Consider the following 17698-nt stretch of genomic DNA (forward strand, 5'->3'; position numbering starts at 1 on the left):
GAATCATCAGGACCAGCGTGAGGAGGCAATCGGTGGTGTATCTGCGGGCGGCGATGCTGCTGCTGGTCCTCCTGTGCGGCGCGTTGCCCGCTGCGGCACAGCCGGTGCCTCCGAGCCCGCGGCAGGTGACGGTGTTCGATGGCCTGCCGTCCAATACCGTCAACCGCATGGCCGAGGACCGGTACGGCTACCTGTGGATCGCGACCAACGATGGCCTGGCCCGCTATGACGGCCGCACTTACCGCGTGTGGCGTTCCAAGGATGGACTGCGTGACAACCGCATCTGGACGGTGCTGGTCGATGCCCGCAACCAGTTGTGGATAGGCACCGAGAACGCTGGCCTGGTGCGCATGTCGGCCGACCGCCGGCAGCTGCACTTCTACGACCGCAGCAGCCAGCCGTTGATGGGCACCAACACGGTCTGGAGCCTGGCCAGCACGCCTGATGGCTCGATCTGGTTCGGTACCCACGAAGGCGGCCTGTACCGCCTGGACAGCCAGGACCGCCTGCAGCGCTACCTGCCCGAGCCGAACAATCCGCGCAGCCTGCCTTCGTCGTCGGTGCCCTACCTGGCCACGCTGGCCGATGGCAGCCTGTGGATCGGCACCAAGCATGGCGTGGCACGCTGGACCGGGACCGACTTCGAGCGTGTCGGTACGGACATCATTCCCAGCCTGCTGATCAACGGGTTGACCGCCGAGCCCGATGGCAGCCTGTGGATCAGCACGATGGCCGGGGCCACCGTGCGCCGCCCGGATGGCCGCTTCGAGGCACCACCGTGGAAGCTGCCGCCAGGCGAGCAGGTGCTGGGCATGATGCTGCGCGACGAGCAGGGCGGGCATTGGCTGGATACGCGCACCGGGCTGGGACGTGCGGTCGACGGCCAGTACCAGACCGTGCCTCTGTACAGCGCGATCGCACGCGGTCCGGTGCGGCCGAACTGGACCGGTGCCTATGAGGACCGCGAAGGTGGCATCTGGCTGGCCAGCACCAATGCCGGGTTGTGGCACCTGCTGCCACGCTGGTGGCAGTTCTCGGTGCTGTCGCGGCTGGAGGACGACCCCAGCTCGCTGCGCAATGCGCTCGTGCTGGGCACCAGCCCGTCCAGCAATGGCGGTGTCTGGACCGTGGGCAGCCATGGCGCGCTGGACCGCTTCGATCCGAAGACCGGCAGGATCGAGCAGCACCGCACCTGGGTCAACGGCATGCACTGGCTGACCTCGGTGCGCGAGGACCGGCGTGGCCAGGTCTGGATCGGATCGACCGATGCACTGGTGCGCTACGACCCGCAACGGCGCGAACTGCGTCGTTGGGGCCGTGATGCCGGTACCGATGCGGCGATGGAAGGGGTCATCGAAGCGATGATGACCTGCGACGGCGACAGCCTCTGGTTGATGCTTCCCGCGGGCCTGCAGCAACGTGATCTCGACGGACGCCTGCGGCGCCAGCTGGACAATGGCCAGCGCGGCCTGCAGCAGGGCCAGCTCAACCTCGATGTGGAATGCGGTCCGCAGGACCATATCTGGCTGGCCAGCAGCCGTGGCCTGCTGCAGTGGCTGCCGGAAAGCGAACGCTTCCAGCCGGTGCCGGGTGCGCCGGCAACGGCCATCCATGCGTTGCATGTGGGCCGTGACGGCCAGGTCTGGTTGTCCGAGGACGGGCGCCTGTCGCGATACCGCTGGAGCCAGGGGCGGCTGGAACGGCAGGCGGTGGTCGGTGCCGAACAGGGCTATCCGGCGATCTCCGCCTCTGGCCTGGTGGTGGATGCGCAGGGCGTGGCCTGGGCGACCAGCGCACGCGGCCTGGTACGTGTCAGTGCCGATGGGCAGAGCGTGCGCCTGTACGGCGTGCACGACGGCCTGCCAAGCCAGGAATTCCGCGAGCACACCCTGATCGCAGCGGCCGATGGCCACCTGGTGGCCGGAACGGCAGCGGGCGCGGTGGTGTTCGACCCGGAGCAGGTACGGCCTTCGGTACGTCGCGCGCCACTGGTGATCGAGCGGGTGGAAGTGCGCCGCAACGAACAGGTGCTGGACATGACCCACGATGCGCCGTTGCAGATCGCCGATGGCGATCGCGACCTGCGCATCGTCGCGCGATTGCTGTCCTTTGCCGACTCGGCGTCCAATACCTACCGTTATCGCCTGGCCGGCTACGACCCGGATTGGGTTGAGGTCGGTCCGGCGGGTGAACGCCTGTTCTCGCGCCTGGCGCCGGGCAGCTACCGGCTGGAGGTGCAGGCACGCTCGGCCGACCATGTGTGGTCGCGGGTGCAGAGCCTGGAGTTCCGCGTGCAGCCGCCGTGGTGGCGCAGCCTGTCCGGCCTGCTGGTGCTGGCGTCGGTCGGGTTGCTGCTGACCAGCTGGTTCGCCTGGTTGTACCGACGCCGCCTGCAGCGGCGCCACGCCTACCAGCTGGCGCTGCACAAGCAGGAACTGGCCGAGCAGGCCTCGGCGGCCAAGACCCGCTTCCTGGCCAACCTTGGCCATGAGATCCGTACGCCGATGACCGGCGTGCTGGGCATGAGCGAGCTGCTGCTGGCTTCGCCACTGGACCCGCAGCAGCGCGGCTACACGCAGTCGATCCGGCATGCGGGCGAGCACCTGCTGCATCTGGTCAACGATGCGCTGGACCTGGCGCGGATCGAGTCCGGGCGCCTGGAGCTGCAGTCGCAGTCGTTTGCGTTGAATGGCCTGCTGCAGGATCTGGCGGCGCTGATGGGCCCGCTGGCTGCACAGAAGGGCCTGCGCTTCGTCCTGGACAACCAGCTGCCGCCGGGCCTGCAGGCGACCGGCGATGCCATGCGCGTGCGGCAGATCCTGCTGAACCTGCTGTCGAACGCAGTGAAATTCACCAGCCGCGGCACCATCACCCTGCATGCACGTTGCGATGGCGAGCTGCGCGCGCTGCATTTCGAGGTACGTGATACCGGCCCGGGCATCAGCCAGGAACAGCAGCAGCGCCTGTTCCGACGCTTCGAGCAGGCCGATGGTGCACGTACGGCAGCGCAGTACGGTGGCAGCGGCCTGGGCCTGGCGATCTGCCGCGAGCTGGCACAAGCGATGCAGGGGCGGATCCAGGTGGAGAGCCAGCTGGGCCGGGGCACCTGCTTCGGCGTCACCCTGCCGTTGCCACTGGTGGTGGACGGTGACGCCGAGGTGTCCGCCGAGGGGCATCGCGACGATGCGGCGAACATGCCACCGCTGCGGGTGCTGCTGGTCGAGGACGATGCCACCGTGGCCGATGTGGTGCGGGGGTTGTTGAGCGCACGCGGCCACGAGGTGGTGCATGCCGGCCATGCGCTGGCGGCGCTGCGCGAGATCAGTGCCGGCGATTTCGACGTCGGCCTGCTGGATCTGGACCTGCCCGGCCTGAGCGGCTTCGAACTGGCCCAGCACCTGCGTAACCAGGGCTACATGCTGCCGCTGCTGGCGGTGACCGCGCGGACTGATCCGGACCTTCAGCAGCAGGTGGAAGCGGCCGGCATCGGCGGCTTCCTGCGCAAGCCGGTGACTGGTGAACTGCTGGTGGAAGCGATCGCCAGGGCGATGGGCAGGTAGGGTTTATTGCAGGGCTTGCAGTCCTGCACCTGCAGAATCAACGTCAACGTCAACGTCAAAAGCCTGCATTCCTTGGGATGGCGGGGTGGATCCGGTTGCGGGAGACGCCGTAAACCCATCCATGGGGGCTTGGCCGCGGCATCCATGCCGCGGACACTCCCGCAACCGGACCCACCCCGCCTTCGATAGTATTCCGCGATCTGTCGGAACGACGCTCGGAGTCAGATCCGTTTTCCGAAGGAAAACGGATCTGACCCCAGATGTATTTCGATATCTGACAGATGTGTCGACCAAGGTCGACACCCACCAACAGCAGCGACCATCTGTCAGAGGTGGGGGGGTGTCGCAGTGCGGGGTGTCAGCCGCATGGATGCGGCTGCCAAGCCTACAGGGACGTACTTGCGGCGTCCCCGCACTGCGACTCCGCCCCGCCAACTCACGGAATGCTCGCTGTTGCTGTTGCTGTTGCTTCGGCCTCTGCAGGTGCAGGGCCGCAGGCCCTGCCGAACCCCCTTCACTCCGCGACGTGCTCGACCTGCCGCGGTTCGGGCTTGGTGTCGGGCAGCTGCCAGAAGATCATCGTCGAGGTCAGCGTGATCGCGCCCACGCACAGGAACGTGGCATGCAGCGCGGCGGTGGCGCTGTTGCTGTCCAGGTGGTTGCCGAACGCGGCCAGCAGGCTGCCGGCCGCAGCAGCACCAAAGCCGGCGGCCAGCATCATCACCATCGACAGCAGGCTGTTGCCGGAACTGGCGAACTCACGGTCCAGATCGCGCAGGGTCACGGTGTTCATCACGGTGAACTGCAGCGAATTGACCGCGCCGAAGAACGCCAGCTGCAGCAGGCGCCAGGCCAGGTGCTGGCCGGGTGTCATCAGGATGAAGCTGGCCATCGCCAGGCCGACCAGCACGGTGTTGACCATCAGCACGCGGCGGTAACCGAAGCGCTCGACCAGCCTCACCGCCAGCTGCTTGGAGACCATGCCGGCGGCCGCTACCGGCACCATCATCAGGCCGGCATGCATCGGGCCCAGGCCGAGGCCGACCTGCAGCAGCAGCGGGATCAGCATCGGCATCGCGCTGCTGCCGATGCGCGAGAACAGGTTGCCGAGAATGCCGATGCGGTAGCTGGGCACGCGGAACAGGGCCAGCGAGAACAACGGTGCGGTCGAGTTGGCGGCGTGCAGCCAGTAGCCCACCAGCGCGGCCAGGCCAGCCACGGTCATCAGCATCACCAGTGCGTGTGGCGTACCCAGGCCGGAGATGCCGTCCAGTGCCAGCGACAGCACCACCATCGCGAAGGCCAGCATGACGTAGCCGCGCAGGTCGAAGCGGGTGCGGTGGCTGGCGTAATGGTCGGGCATGATCTTCATCGCGGCGATGAAACCGATCACGCCGATCGGCAGGTTGATCAGGAACACCCAGTGCCATGAGGCGATCTCGACCAGCCAGCCGCCCAGCGTGGGGCCGATCAGCGGGCCGACCAGCGCGGGGATGGCGATGAAGCTCATCGCGCGCAGGAAATCCTCGCGGGGCACCGAGCGCATCACCGCCAGCCGGCCGACCGGCAGCAGCATCGCACCGCCGATGCCCTGCAGCACGCGCGCACCGACCAGCTGGTGCAGGTGCTGGGCCAGCGCGCAGGCCAGCGAGCCGAGGGTGAACAGGATGATCGCCACCAGGAAGGTGCGCCGGGTGCCGTAGCGGTCGGCGATCCAGCCCGAGGCGGGAATGAAGGTGGCTACCGCCAGCGCATAGCTGAACACCACCGACTGCATCTGCAGCGGGCTCTCGCCCAGGCTGGCCGCCATCGCCGGCAACGCCGTGTTGACGATGGTCGAGTCCAGCATCTGCATGAAGATCGCCAGGGAGACCAGCCACAGCAGGGGACGCTGGCGGTTGTAGGTCGATGGCGATGTGGACATGGGGTGCGGCCGGTGCAGCGTGGGGGCCGCCATGATCGCGCACTGCGGGTCACGGCGCGATCAAGGTCGCGCCGTACCTGCATGCGGAATGCTCAGCGTTGGCTGTGCGCGTGCACTGCGTCGACCAGCACCTGTACATGCGCCGGGTCCATGTCCGGCGACATGCCATGGCCGAGGTTGAACACATGGCCCTCGCGCGAGCCGCCGTTGCCGGCGGCATAGGTGTCGAGCACGCGCGCGGCGGCCGCGGCGATCGCATCCGGCGAGGCGTACAGCGTGGTCGGGTCGAGGTTGCCCTGCAGGGCAACGCGGCCACCGGTGCGGCGCATCGCCTCGTCCAGGTCCAGCGTCCAGTCCAGGCCCAGTGCATCGGCGCCGGTCTGCGACAGCGCTTCCAGGTGCAGGCCGGTGCCCTTGCCGAACAGGATCAGCGGCGTGCGCTCGCTGCCTTCGCCGCGCTCCAGCCCCTCGGCAATGCGCTGCAGGTAGCGCAGCGAGAACTCGCGGTACATCGCCGGCGACAGCACGCCACCCCAGGTGTCGAACACCTGCAGCGCCTGCGCACCGGCGGCGCGCTGCGCGCCGAGGTAGGCGATCACCGCGTCGGTGGTGACCTCCAGCAGGCGGTGCAGCGCCTGCGGGTGGTTCAGTGCCATGGCCTTGATGCGCGCAAAGTCCTTGCTGCCACCGCCTTCCACCATGTAGCAGGCCAGTGTCCACGGGCTGCCGGAGAAGCCGATCAGCGGCACCTGGCCGTCCAGCTCGCGGCGGATCAGCCGTACCGCATCCATCACGTAGCCCAGGTCCTGTTCCATGTCCGGCACCGCCAGCCGGGCGATGGCGGCTTCGTCACGCACCGGGTGCCGGAACTTCGGGCCTTCGCCTTCGACGAAGTACAGCTCCAGGCCCATCGCATCGGGAATGGTGAGGATGTCCGAGAACAGGATGGCCGCATCCAGCGGGAAGCGGCGCAGCGGCTGCAGGGTGACTTCGCAGGCAATCTCCGGGGTCTTGGCCATGGCCAGGAAGCTGCCGGCCTTGGCCCGGGTCGCGCGGTATTCCGGCAGGTAGCGGCCGGCCTGGCGCATCAGCCAGACGGGGGTGCAGTCCACCGGTTCGCGGCGCAGGGCGCGCAGCAGGCGATCGTTGCGGAGAGGGCTGGTCACGATGGGCATTCCTTGGACGGGAGGAGCAGCGGCGTCAGTCGCCGTGCGAAAGGATCTGGAAGCCGCGATGCAGTTCGGCATCACGGGCCTTCTCGAAGGCGTGGCGGGCGTCGTCGGCCTGCAGGAACAGCTCGCGCCGCAGCTGCGAGCGGCTGCCGACACGGCCGCTCTCGCGCAGCAGCTCCCAGCCGCCGAACAGGTCCGGCAGCAGGCTCAGGCGCAGGAAGCGCGGTGCCTGCGCACCGGCGTCGGGATGTTGCAGGTAAACGTGCATGGCGCCGATTGTAGCGGGGCCAGGGTGACCCCGGCCGCAACGCGGCCGGCACTACCGGACCGACAGCACCTTCAGCACCGCCGCCTCATCCACGTCCGGCACCACTTCGGCGCGGCCCATCCCGCGCCACAACACCAGGCGCAGGCGGCCGGCCACGTTCTTCTTGTCCAGGCGCATGCGGCCGAGCAGGGCCTGCGGCTCCAGCCCGGCCGGGATCGCCACCGGCAGGCCGAGGCGTTCCAGCAGGGCCTGCAGGCGCGCGCGGTCGGCATCGTCGGCCAGGCCCAGGTCGGTGGACAGCTTCGCCGCCAGCACCATGCCCACCGCCACCGCCTCGCCGTGGTTCAGCGCATCGCGGCCCGGGGCCGAATAGCCCTGTTCGGTCTCGATGGCGTGGCCGAAGGTGTGGCCGAGGTTGAGCAGGGCACGCTCGCCCTTTTCGAACGGGTCGCGCTCGACGATGGCGGCCTTGTGCCGGCAGCTGCGCGCGATGGCCTCGGCCAGCACCGCATCCTCGCCGGCCAGCAGCGCATCGGCATGCTGCTGCAGCCACTCGAAGAACACGGCATCACCCAGCGCGCCGTACTTCACCACTTCGGCCAGGCCGGCACGCAGCTCGCGTGGCGGCAGGGTGGCCAGCACGCGGGTATCGGCGATGACCGCACGCGGCGGATGGAAGGCACCGACCAGGTTCTTGCCGGCCGGAATGTCGACTGCGGTCTTGCCGCCCACCGACGAATCGACCATTGCCAGCAGGGTGGTCGGCAGCTGCACGCAGTCCACGCCGCGCATCCAGCAGGCGGCAGCGAAACCGGCGAGATCACCGACCACGCCGCCGCCGAGGGCGAAGACGCAGGCGTCGCGGGTGGCGCCGAGCGCGGCCAGCGCTTCGATCGCGCGGCCGAACTCGGCCAGCGTCTTGGAGGCTTCGCCCGCGGCCAGCACGTGCTCGCCGATGACCAGGTCGGGGCGAGCGGCCAGCAGCGTCTGCTTCACCGGCGCCAGATAGCGCGGGGCGACTTCACTGTCGCTGAGCAGCAGCACATGACGGCCGCGCACGTGCGAGGCCAGCGCGGTGCCATCGGCCTGGGCACCGGCGCCGATGGTGATGGAGTAGGGGCGGTCGCCGCCAACGGCGACCTGCAGCAGGGCGGGGGAGGTCATGCGGTCAGGTCCTGGCGCTGCCATTGCGTGGCCAGCTTGACCACCAGTTGGGCGGTCGCATCGGCAGCGGTATACGGGTCGGTGTCGAGGGTGAGGTCGGCCAGTTCGCGGTACAGCGGGTCGCGGTGTGCGGCCAGATCGTGCAGCACCTGCTCGCGGTCCGGGCGCTGCAGCAGCGGCCGGCCCTTGTCGCGGGCCAGGCGCTCGAGCTGTTCGGCCACGCTGACCCGAAGATAGACCACGAAGCCGCGCCGGGCGATCAGTGCACGATTGTCCGGATCCAGCACGGCGCCGCCACCGGTGGAGACCAGCTGGCCACGGCCTTCCAGTACCCGCGCAAGCGCCTGGCGTTCATGGCTGCGGAAGCCGGCTTCGCCGGAGTGCTCGAAGATGGTCGGAATGCTGGCGCCGGCGGCATCGACGATGGCCTGGTCGACATCGACGAAGTCCAGCGTGAAACGCTCGGCCAGGCGGCGGCCGATGCAGGTTTTGCCGGCGCCCATCGGGCCGATCAGGATCAGGTTCGGAGCAGGATTCATGCCTTCTGATGCTAACACCTCCGTGCCCTGGCCTTTACGTTCTTCACGTCAGGGTGGGCGTTCCTGCGGGGTCTCCCGCGCCAGACGGAGTACAGGCCATGACGGTCGCCAAGGTCATCGAAATCACTGCGTCCTCGCCGAAAAGCGTGGAAGACGCCGTGCGCAGCGGGCTGAAGAAAGTCTCCGAGACGGTCAAGGGCATCCAGGGCGCCTGGGTGAACGAGACCAAGGTGGTCACCAATGGCAGCGGCGAGATCACCGAATGGCGGGTCAACCTGCGGGTGACTTTCCTGGTGGAATAGGGGCGCGTTCAGCGCACGTCCTGCACCTGTCGCTGGCCGTCCAGCACCACCACGTGGTCGGCCAGGGCGGGCAGGGCGCTCAATGCCTGCCGGCTGACCCGCTCGTAGTACTGCACGAAGCGCTCCAGCTGTGGCCGGCTCATGCCGTGCCGGCCCGGCTGCGCGGCCTGCAGGTTCTGCTCCTGCTGCCAGCGCCAGCGTGGTACCACCGAGAAATCCGGCGGCTGCAGGAACCACAGGCGGTCGCAGCGCTGCCACAACGCCGGGTAGTCACGGGCCAGCGCCTGGTTGCACCAGCGCCGCCAGCGGCCATCGGCGTCGGCTTCGCGTTCCAGTGCGTTCAACGGGCTGTCCAGCGCGTCGTCATCCTGCGCGGGCGTGCCCAGGAACCAGCCTTCGAATACCAGCAGGTCCAGCGGTTGCTGCAGCTGCGGCCAGTGTGCTTCGGGCAGGCGCTCGTCGGCCAGCTTGTCGAAGCGCGGCATTGCGAAGGGCTGGCGTGCGGCCACGGCGTTCAATACCGCATGGGCCAGCGGCAGGTCGTGGGTGCCGGGCGGGCCGCGGGTGATCAGCAGTGGGTGCACCTGGCGGGCCAGCCGTTGGCGCTGTGCGCGGGTCAGGTAGACATCATCGATCGACAGCGTGGCTGCGTTCAGGCCGCGTGCCTGGGCACGGGCCACCACCTGCGCCGCCAGCGTCGATTTGCCGCTCCCCTGCAGGCCGCTGATCGCCAATACTGGAACCGCTGCGCCGCTGCCCAGCGCATCATCCAGCGCCTGTTCGGCCAATGTTTCGGGGAATCCTTTCACCTGGGGCATATACGCAGCAGCGGCCATGCAGCCACAATAGCCCAATCCGTGTGAGAAGAACGCAATCATGAGCGACCTGTACGCCGAAGCCCTGTCCACGTTTGCCGGCCTGTTCGACGAGGCCAAACAGAGCCGCGAGGTCGAGCCGAACGCGATGACCGTGGCCACCGCCGATACGCAGGGTCGCCCCTCGGCGCGCACCGTGCTGCTGAAGGCGTTCGATGAGCGCGGCTTTGTGTTCTACACCCATCTGGACAGCCACAAGGGCCGGGAGCTGCAGGCCAATCCGCAGGCTGCACTGCTGTTCCTGTGGCGCAGCCTGCGCGAGGCCGGCATCCAGGTGCGCATCGAAGGCCGTGTCGAGCAGGTCGCCGATGCCGAAGCCGACGCCTATTTCGCCAGCCGCCCGCGGATGAGCCAGATCGGCGCGTGGGCCTCGCAGCAGTCGAAGACGCTGGCAACGCGCGAGGAATTCGATGCGCGCGTGGCCGAGGTCGAAGCCCGCTTCGAGGGCAAGGACGTGCCGCGCCCGGAGGGCTGGAGCGGCCTGCGCGTGGTGCCTGACCGCATCGAGTTCTGGTTTGGCGCGCAGTTCCGCCTGCACGAGCGCTGGTGCTATGAAGCCGGCGCCGAAGGGCGCTGGAGCAAGCGCCTGCTGTACCCGTAAGGCGGGGTGGTGCCGGGGCTGCTGTAGAGCCGAGCCCATGCTCGGCTGATGTTCTCGCAGGAGCAGCCGAGCATGGGCTCGGCTCTACAGAAACCTGCGTTTGTCGCGAACGGACTGGTCCGCTTCATGCACGAGCAGGTCGGCGACGGGCACACTCGCTGCGATGCCCTCGATCTGCGGAGTTGCCATGCCCTCCTGGCGTTGCCTGTTTGCCGTGCCGCCACCACGCCGCGGCGTGGAAGCGTTGTTGTTGCTGCTCGCCCGCATCGTCGCCGGTGTGATGTTCTGTGTTTCCGGCTGGAACAAGGTGTTCACCGATGCCGGGCGCGAGCGCATGGCGCATACGCTGGTCGATGCCGGTATCCCATTCCCGGTGTTCAGTGCGCCGGTACTCGGTGCGATCGAGTGGATTGCGGGTGGTCTGCTGGTGCTGGGCCTTTTGAGCCGCCCCTCGGCCCTGCTGCTGGCCGCGATCTGCGTAGTGGCTGCGCTGACCGATGGCATCGCGCGCATTCCGGCAGGGCTTGGCGTGCTGGATTGGCTGAGCTGGTTCTTCTACCTGAGCGAAGTGCCGCTGGGCGTACTGCTGCTGTGGATTGCCGCAGTGGGTAGTGGACGGTTCGCCATCGAAGCGCGCTGACGACACGCATCCTGTAGAGCCGATCCCATGCTCGGCTGCTTCTGCGGGGACATCAGCCGGGCATGGGCTCGGCTTTACAGGTCCTCCGCGCGCAGCCAGCGCCACAGCGTGGTGCGTGACACGCCCAGCGCCTGCGCCATGCCCTCGCGATCATGCCGGTGTTCCCGCAACAGTGCTTCCAGCTTGGCCCGCGGTGGGCGCCTGCCGTTGCTTTCCAGCGGCAACGCCGCGACACCTTCATGCACCAGCTCGGGTGCCAGCTGCAGCAGCCGCGCCGTATCGATCAGCCCTTCACCGGGCTGCCAGTGGATGCGCAGGCGATCGACCAGATTGCGCAGCTCGCGCACGTTTCCCGGCCACTCGGCCGCGCACAGCACCGCCAGCGCCGCCTCATCCAATGGCGCGTCGATGCCACGCAGCTGGCGGAAGAAATGCTGCGCCAGCAACGGGATGTCACCGCGTCGGGCGCGCAGCGAGGGCAGGGCAATCCGCAGCGCGGCCAGGCGGTAATACAGGTCGCGGCGGAAGCTGCCGGCTGCCGCGCGCTGCTCCAGCGACTGCAGGGTGGCGGCGACCACGCGCAGGTCCACCGGCGTCGGTTCGGTGGCACCCACGCGCAGCACTTCACGTTCCTCCAGCACCCGCAGCAGGCGGGTCTGCAGCGGCAGCGGCAGTTCGCCGATTTCGTCCAGGAACAGGGTGCCGCCATCTGCAGCTTCCACCAGGCCAACGCGGCCGCCACGCCGTGCGCCGGTGAAGGCGCCATCGCTGTAGCCGAACAGCTCCGCTTCCAGCAGCGATTCGCTGATCGCGCCACAGTTCAGCGCGACGAAGCGGCCACGGCGCCCGCTGGCGGCGTGCAGCTGGCGCGCCACCAGTTCCTTGCCGGTGCCGGTTTCGCCGCTGACCAGCACGGTGCTGTCATGTGGGGCATACAGCGCGATCTGCGCGCGCACCTGCGCCATCGCGTCGCTGTCGCCGAGCAGTTCATGCGCATCGGCACGCGCTGCCGGGCGCCGGCGCGGTGCAGCGCGGTTGCTGCCGGAACGTGCCAGGGTCTGGGTCAGTTCCAGCGCATGTTCGAACGCCTGCCGCACCGAGTCGGCCGAATACAGCAGCACCCCGGGCAGGCCGGCCTGCTCGGCATGGTCGATGGCCATGCCGGTGCCGACGATCACCTCGATGCCGTTGGCGCGCAGGTCGGCGATGCAGTCGCGGGCGTCCTCGCGGGTGACGAAGCGGCGATGCTCGATATCCAGGCCGAAGCTCTGCTGGAAGTTGCTGAACACCGGTACGTCGCTGGCGTGGGTGACCAGGCCGATGCGGCTGGCGATACGCCGTGCCCGGGCCAGCGCTTCCATCAGGTCGAAGCCGTTGGCCTGGATCGGCACCAGTGGCAGCTCCAGCCGGCCGCGCAGCCAGGCCGCGTTGGAGCCGCCAGCGATGACCACGTCGCAGTGCTCGCGACGCAGGCGTTGGCCGATCACCTCCACCGCTTCCTCGAAGCCGAGGTTGATCTGTTCGATACGCGCGCGGCGGTCGAACTCAGGGATCACGTCGCCGAGCAGGCCGGTCAGCCGCGAGACGCTGACCGTCCAGATCACCGGACGGCCCGGGTCGGCATCGGCATGGCGCAGGGGGGAGCGGGGCAGATACATGGCAGCCGTTTCGGGGAGGATGTTTCATGATACATCCGTTTCAATGTTTCATATGTTCCACTGTTGCATGCCGGTCATTCCCGTGAAATCAACCGCTTGCAGCTTGGCATGGTGCTTGCGCTTCCTTTCCCGTACTTCAACCTGGATTGCCGCATGACCGCTTCTGCCCCTTTCTCCGCCGGTGCCCGCTTCCGTGAGGCGCTGGCTGCCGAATCGCCGCTGCAGGTGATCGGTGCGATCAACGCCAACCACGCCCTGCTGGCCAAGCGCGCCGGCTTCCGTGCCATTTACCTGTCCGGCGGCGGCGTTGCCGCAGGCTCGCTGGGCCTGCCGGACCTGGGCATCAACACCCTGGAAGACGTGCTGGTGGACGTGCGCCGCATCACCGATGTCTGCGACCTGCCCTTGATGGTCGACATCGACACCGGCTTCGGCCCGAGCGCGTTCAACATCGCGCGCACCGTGAAGTCGCTGATCAAGGCCGGCGCGGCCGCCTGCCACATCGAGGACCAGGTCGGCGCCAAGCGCTGCGGCCATCGTCCGGGCAAGGAGATCGTCTCGCAGGGTGAAATGGTCGACCGTGTGAAGGCCGCTGCCGATGCCAAGACCGATCCGGACTTCTTCCTGATCGCGCGCACCGACGCCATCCAGGTGGACGGCGTGGACAAGGCGATCGAGCGCGCCATCGCCTGTGTCGAGGCCGGTGCCGACGGCATCTTCGCCGAGGCCGCCTACGATCTGGATACCTACCGCCGCTTCGTCGACGCCGTGAAGGTGCCGGTGCTGGCCAACATCACCGAATTCGGCGCCACCCCGCTGTTCAGCCGCGATGAACTGGCCTCGGCCGGCGTCGCCATCCAGCTGTTCCCGCTGTCGGCGTTCCGTGCCGCCAACAAGGCCGCCGAGAACGTCTACCAGGCGGTGCGCCGCGATGGCCACCAGCGCAACGTGGTGGAAACCATGCAGACCCGCGAGGAACTCTACGACCGCATCGGCTATCACGCCTTCGAGCAGCAGCTCGATGCGCTGTTCGCCGCCAAGAAATAAGCAGTACCCTGCACCATCAAGTTTCGGAGGGAAACATGAACGATACGACCGCAACCCCGACCTTCAAGCCGAAGAAGTCCGTCGCCCTGTCCGGCACCGCGGCCGGCAACACCGCGCTGTGCAGCGTGGGCCGCAGCGGCAACGACCTGCACTACCGCGGCTATGACATCCTGGACCTGGCCAACACCAGCGAGTTCGAGGAAATCGCCTACCTGCTGGTGCACGGCAAGCTGCCGACCCGCGCCGAGCTGGTTTCGTACAAGGCCAAGCTGAAGTCGCTGCGTGGGATCCCCGCCGCGGTGAAGGCCGCGCTGGAAGAGCTGCCGCCGTCGGCGCACCCGATGGACGTGATGCGCACCGGCGTGTCCGTGCTCGGCTGCGTGGCACCGGAGAAGGACGACCACAACCACCCGGGCGCGCGCGACATCGCCGACAAGCTGATGGCCTGCCTCGGTTCGATGCTGCTGTACTGGTACCACTGGAGCCACAACGGCCGCGCCATCGATGTGGAAACCGACGATGATTCGATCGGCGGCCACTTCCTGCACCTGCTGCATGGCGAAAAGCCGCAGGATTCGTGGGTGAAGGCGATGCACACCTCGCTGATCCTGTACGCCGAGCACGAGTTCAACGCCTCGACCTTCACCTGCCGTGTCATCGCCGGTACCGGCAGCGACATGTACAGCGCGATCTGCGGTGGCATCGGTGCGCTGCGTGGCCCGAAGCATGGCGGCGCCAACGAAGTGGCGTTCGAAGTGCAGAAGCGCTATGACAACCCGGATGAAGCCGAGGAGGACATCAAGGCGCGCGTCGAGCGCAAGGAAGTGGTGATCGGTTTCGGCCACCCGGTCTATACCGTCTCCGATCCGCGCAACAAGGTGATCAAGGACGTGGCCCGCGAGCTGTCCGAGGAACAGTCGAGCATGAAGATGTACGACATCGCCGAGCGCTTGGAGTCGGTGATGTGGGACATCAAGAAGATGTTCCCGAACCTGGACTGGTTCAGTGCGGTCAGCTACCACATGATGGGCGTGCCGACCGCGATGTTCACCCCGCTGTTCGTGATCGCGCGCACCGCCGGCTGGAGCGCGCACATCATCGAGCAGCGCATCGACGGCAAGATCATCCGCCCGAGCGCCAATTACATCGGTCCGGAAGACCGCGACTTCGTTGCCATCGACAAGCGCGTCTGATCCCCCTGCTGTACCCATCCGGCCGGCCGCATGCCGGCCGGGTGCTTTCGCCGCCGCACCGCCGGCACCCGGCCCGCCCCAAGCACTCCGCCAGCCCATGAATACCGATTACCGCAAGAACCTCCCCGGCAGCGCGCTGGACTATTTCGACGCGCGCGCCGCTGTCGATGCGATCCAGCCCGGCGCCTATGCCACCCTGCCGTACACCTCGCGCGTGCTGGCCGAGAACCTGGTGCGCCGCTGCGATCCGGCCACGCTCGGCGATTCGCTGAAGCAGCTGATCGAGCGCCGTCGCGACCTCGACTTCCCGTGGTTCCCGGCACGCGTGGTGTGCCACGACATCCTCGGCCAGACCGCGCTGGTGGACCTGGCCGGCCTGCGTGATGCGATCGCCGACAAGGGCGGCGACCCGGCCAAGGTCAATCCGGTGGTGCCGGTGCAATTGATCGTCGATCACTCGCTGGCGGTGGAATGCGGTGGCTACGATCCGCAGGCGTTCGAGAAGAACCGCGCCATCGAGGATCGCCGCAACGAAGACCGTTTCCACTTCATCGACTGGACCAAGCAGGCGTTCCAGAACGTGGACGTGATTCCGCCGGGCAACGGCATCATGCACCAGATCAACCTGGAGAAGATGTCGCCGGTGATCTACGTGCAGGACGGCGTAGCCTTCCCGGATACCTGCGTGGGCACCGACAGCCACACCCCGCACGTGGACGCGCTGGGCGTGATCGCGATTGGTGTTGGCGGCCTGGAAGCGGAGAACGTGATGCTGGGCCGCGCGTCGTGGATGCGCCTGCCGGATATCATCGGCGTCGAGCTGACCGGCAGGCCGCAGCCGGGCATCACCGCCACCGACGTGGTGCTGGCACTGACCGAGTTCCTGCGCAAGGAACGCGTGGTGGGTGCGTATCTTGAATTCTTCGGCGAGGGGGCGTCGGCACTGACCATCGGTGACCGCGCCACCATCTCCAACATGTGCCCCGAATACGGCGCCACCGCCGCGATGTTCTATATCGACGGGCAGACCATCGATTACCTGCGCCTGACCGGTCGCGAGGAATCGCAGGTGGCGCTGGTGGAGAACTATGCGCGCACCACCGGCCTGTGGGCCGATGACCTGGCCACCGCGCAGTACGAGCGCGTGCTGCGCTTCGACTTGTCCAGCGTGGTGCGCAACATGGCTGGCCCGTCCAACCCGCACAAGCGCGTGGCCACTGCCGAGCTGGCCGAGCGCGGCATCGCCGACGAAGCCAAGCTGGCAGCGGGCAGGGCCGAGCAGGCGCAGGGCCTGATGCCCGACGGCGCGGTGATCATCGCCGCCATCACCAGCTGCACCAACACCTCCAACCCGCGCAACGTGATCGCTGCCGCACTGCTGGCGCGCAAGGCCAACGAACGTGGCCTGCTGCGCAAGCCGTGGGTGAAGTCGTCGCTGGCGCCGGGCTCGAAGGCGGTGCAGCTGTACCTGGAAGAATCCGGCCTGCTGCCGGACCTGGAAAAGCTCGGCTTCGGCATCGTCGCCTTCGCCTGCACCACCTGCAACGGCATGAGCGGCGCGCTGGATCCGGCCATCCAGCAGGAGATCATCGATCGCGACCTGTACGCCACGGCCGTGCTGTCGGGCAACCGCAACTTCGATGGCCGCATCCACCCGTATGCGAAGCAGGCCTTCCTGGCGTCGCCGCCGCTGGTGATCGCCTATGCCATCGCCGGCACCGTGCGCTTCGACATCGAGAAGGACGTGCTGGGCGTGGATGCCGAGGGCAACGAGGTGCGCCTGAAGGACATCTGGCCGAGCGATGCCGAGATCGACGCGGTGGTGAAGGCCTCGGTGAAGCCCGAGCAGTTCCGCCGCGTCTACAACCCGATGTTCAACGTGCGCGTGGAGCATGGCGCGGCGGTCAGCCCGCTGTACGACTGGCGCCCGCAGAGCACCTACATCCGCCGTCCGCCGTACTGGGAGGGCGCACTGGCCGGTGAGCGCACACTGTCGGGCATGCGTGCGCTGGCGGTGCTGCCGGACAACATCACCACCGACCACCTGTCGCCGTCCAACGCGATCCTGGCGTCCAGTGCCGCCGGCGAATACCTGGCGAAGATGGGCCTGCCGGAAGAGGACTTCAATTCCTACGCCACCCACCGCGGTGACCACCTGACCGCACAGCGCGCCACCTTCGCCAACCCGAAGCTGTTCAATGAAATGGTGCGCAACGACGATGGCAGCGTGAAGCAGGGTTCGCTGGCGCGCGTGGAGCCGGAAGGCAAGGTGATGCGCATGTGGGAAGCGATCGAGACCTACATGGACCGCAAGCAGCCGCTGATCATCATCGCCGGTGCCGACTATGGCCAGGGCAGCTCGCGTGACTGGGCCGCCAAGGGCGTGCGCCTGGCCGGTGTGGAAGCGATCGTGGCCGAAGGCTTCGAACGCATCCACCGCACCAACCTGATCGGCATGGGCGTGCTGCCGCTGGAGTTCAAGCCGGGCACCACCCGCCTGACCCTAGGCATCGACGGTACCGAGACCTTCGACGTGATCGGCGAGCGCACCCCGCGCGCCGACCTGACCCTGGTCATCCACCGCCGCGACGGCCAGGATGTGATCGTGCCAGTGACCTGCCGCCTGGACAGCGACGAGGAAGTGGCGATCTACGAAGCCGGTGGCGTGCTGCAGCGCTTCGCCCAGGATTTCCTGGAAGGGGCCAAGGTGGCGTGATACCGGCCTGAATGCCTGCCCCCGGAGGCCGGGGGCGGG

14 protein-coding genes are annotated in these 17698 nt (G+C 67.8%); 7 read left to right on the plus strand and 7 right to left on the minus strand.

The window, feature by feature from the left end; translation table 11 throughout:
- The first annotated feature begins 32 nt into the window (after window positions 1-32).
- The gene (locus tag AC5P5W_RS05105) at window positions 33-3560 is read left to right on the plus strand and encodes a hybrid sensor histidine kinase/response regulator (RefSeq protein ID WP_495220892.1); all 3528 of its coding nucleotides are present in this window, start codon (window positions 33-35) and stop codon (window positions 3558-3560) included.
- A gap of 514 nt (window positions 3561-4074) precedes the next feature.
- Here the strand turns inward: AC5P5W_RS05105 and mdtD are convergent.
- The 5 genes from mdtD to AC5P5W_RS05130 all read right to left on the minus strand — a co-directional run bounded on the left by mdtD (window position 4075) and on the right by AC5P5W_RS05130 (window position 8627).
- The gene (gene mdtD / locus AC5P5W_RS05110; RefSeq protein ID WP_014648053.1) at window positions 4075-5484 is read right to left on the minus strand and encodes a multidrug transporter subunit MdtD; all 1410 of its coding nucleotides are present in this window, start codon (window positions 5482-5484) and stop codon (window positions 4075-4077) included.
- Between the two features lie 92 nt (window positions 5485-5576).
- Window positions 5577-6659, minus strand: a complete 1083-nt coding sequence (gene hemE, locus AC5P5W_RS05115; protein WP_134809182.1) for a uroporphyrinogen decarboxylase — start codon at window positions 6657-6659, stop codon at window positions 5577-5579.
- Window positions 6660-6684: 25 nt separating this feature from the next.
- Window positions 6685-6924 carry a WGR domain-containing protein gene (locus tag AC5P5W_RS05120; protein WP_014648051.1) on the minus strand — a complete coding sequence of 80 codons (240 nt, stop codon included), beginning with the start codon at window positions 6922-6924 and terminating at the stop codon, window positions 6685-6687.
- 51 nt (window positions 6925-6975) lie between these two features.
- Window positions 6976-8088: a 3-dehydroquinate synthase gene (aroB, locus tag AC5P5W_RS05125; protein WP_032957074.1), complete on the minus strand. Its 1113-nt coding sequence runs from the start codon at window positions 8086-8088 to the stop codon at window positions 6976-6978.
- Complete coding sequence (locus AC5P5W_RS05130) at window positions 8085-8627, minus strand: shikimate kinase (protein WP_014648049.1); 543 nt, start codon at window positions 8625-8627, stop codon at window positions 8085-8087. The genes aroB and AC5P5W_RS05130 overlap by 4 nt, the downstream gene beginning before the upstream one ends.
- Before the next feature lie 98 nt (window positions 8628-8725).
- Here AC5P5W_RS05130 and AC5P5W_RS05135 point away from each other — a divergent pair, with 98 nt between their 5' ends.
- Window positions 8726-8929, plus strand: coding sequence for a dodecin family protein (locus AC5P5W_RS05135; RefSeq protein WP_005410663.1), 204 nt, complete (start codon window positions 8726-8728; stop codon window positions 8927-8929).
- Window positions 8930-8937: 8 nt separating this feature from the next.
- On the opposite strand, the gene AC5P5W_RS05140 is transcribed toward AC5P5W_RS05135, so the two are convergent.
- The gene (locus AC5P5W_RS05140) at window positions 8938-9765 is read right to left on the minus strand and encodes a kinase (RefSeq protein WP_046432003.1); all 828 of its coding nucleotides are present in this window, start codon (window positions 9763-9765) and stop codon (window positions 8938-8940) included.
- A 40-nt stretch (window positions 9766-9805) separates the two neighbouring features.
- On the opposite strand from AC5P5W_RS05140, the gene pdxH reads away from it, so the two are divergent.
- Both pdxH and AC5P5W_RS05150 read left to right on the plus strand, forming a co-directional pair.
- Window positions 9806-10405, plus strand: a complete 600-nt coding sequence (gene pdxH / locus AC5P5W_RS05145) for a pyridoxamine 5'-phosphate oxidase (RefSeq protein WP_126411263.1) — start codon at window positions 9806-9808, stop codon at window positions 10403-10405.
- A gap of 187 nt (window positions 10406-10592) precedes the next feature.
- Window positions 10593-11045 (plus strand): DoxX family protein, encoded by a 453-nt coding sequence (locus tag AC5P5W_RS05150; protein WP_197575392.1) that lies wholly within the window; start codon window positions 10593-10595, stop codon window positions 11043-11045.
- Between the two features lie 74 nt (window positions 11046-11119).
- On the opposite strand, the gene prpR is transcribed toward AC5P5W_RS05150, so the two are convergent.
- Window positions 11120-12703, minus strand: a complete 1584-nt coding sequence (gene prpR, locus AC5P5W_RS05155) for a propionate catabolism operon regulatory protein PrpR (protein WP_134967273.1) — start codon at window positions 12701-12703, stop codon at window positions 11120-11122.
- Window positions 12704-12856: 153 nt separating this feature from the next.
- Between prpR and prpB the strand changes: the two genes are divergently transcribed.
- The 3 genes from prpB to acnD all read left to right on the plus strand — a co-directional run bounded on the left by prpB (window position 12857) and on the right by acnD (window position 17659).
- Window positions 12857-13750 carry a methylisocitrate lyase gene (gene prpB / locus AC5P5W_RS05160; protein WP_005418360.1) on the plus strand — a complete coding sequence of 298 codons (894 nt, stop codon included), beginning with the start codon at window positions 12857-12859 and terminating at the stop codon, window positions 13748-13750.
- A gap of 35 nt (window positions 13751-13785) precedes the next feature.
- The gene (gene prpC, locus AC5P5W_RS05165; RefSeq protein ID WP_005418357.1) at window positions 13786-14943 is read left to right on the plus strand and encodes a bifunctional 2-methylcitrate synthase/citrate synthase; all 1158 of its coding nucleotides are present in this window, start codon (window positions 13786-13788) and stop codon (window positions 14941-14943) included.
- A gap of 97 nt (window positions 14944-15040) precedes the next feature.
- Complete coding sequence (gene acnD / locus AC5P5W_RS05170; RefSeq protein WP_111206439.1) at window positions 15041-17659, plus strand: Fe/S-dependent 2-methylisocitrate dehydratase AcnD; 2619 nt, start codon at window positions 15041-15043, stop codon at window positions 17657-17659.
- Window positions 17660-17698: the final 39 nt, after the last annotated feature.

Source organism: Stenotrophomonas sp. YJH_SMC_123 (genome assembly GCF_059368215.1).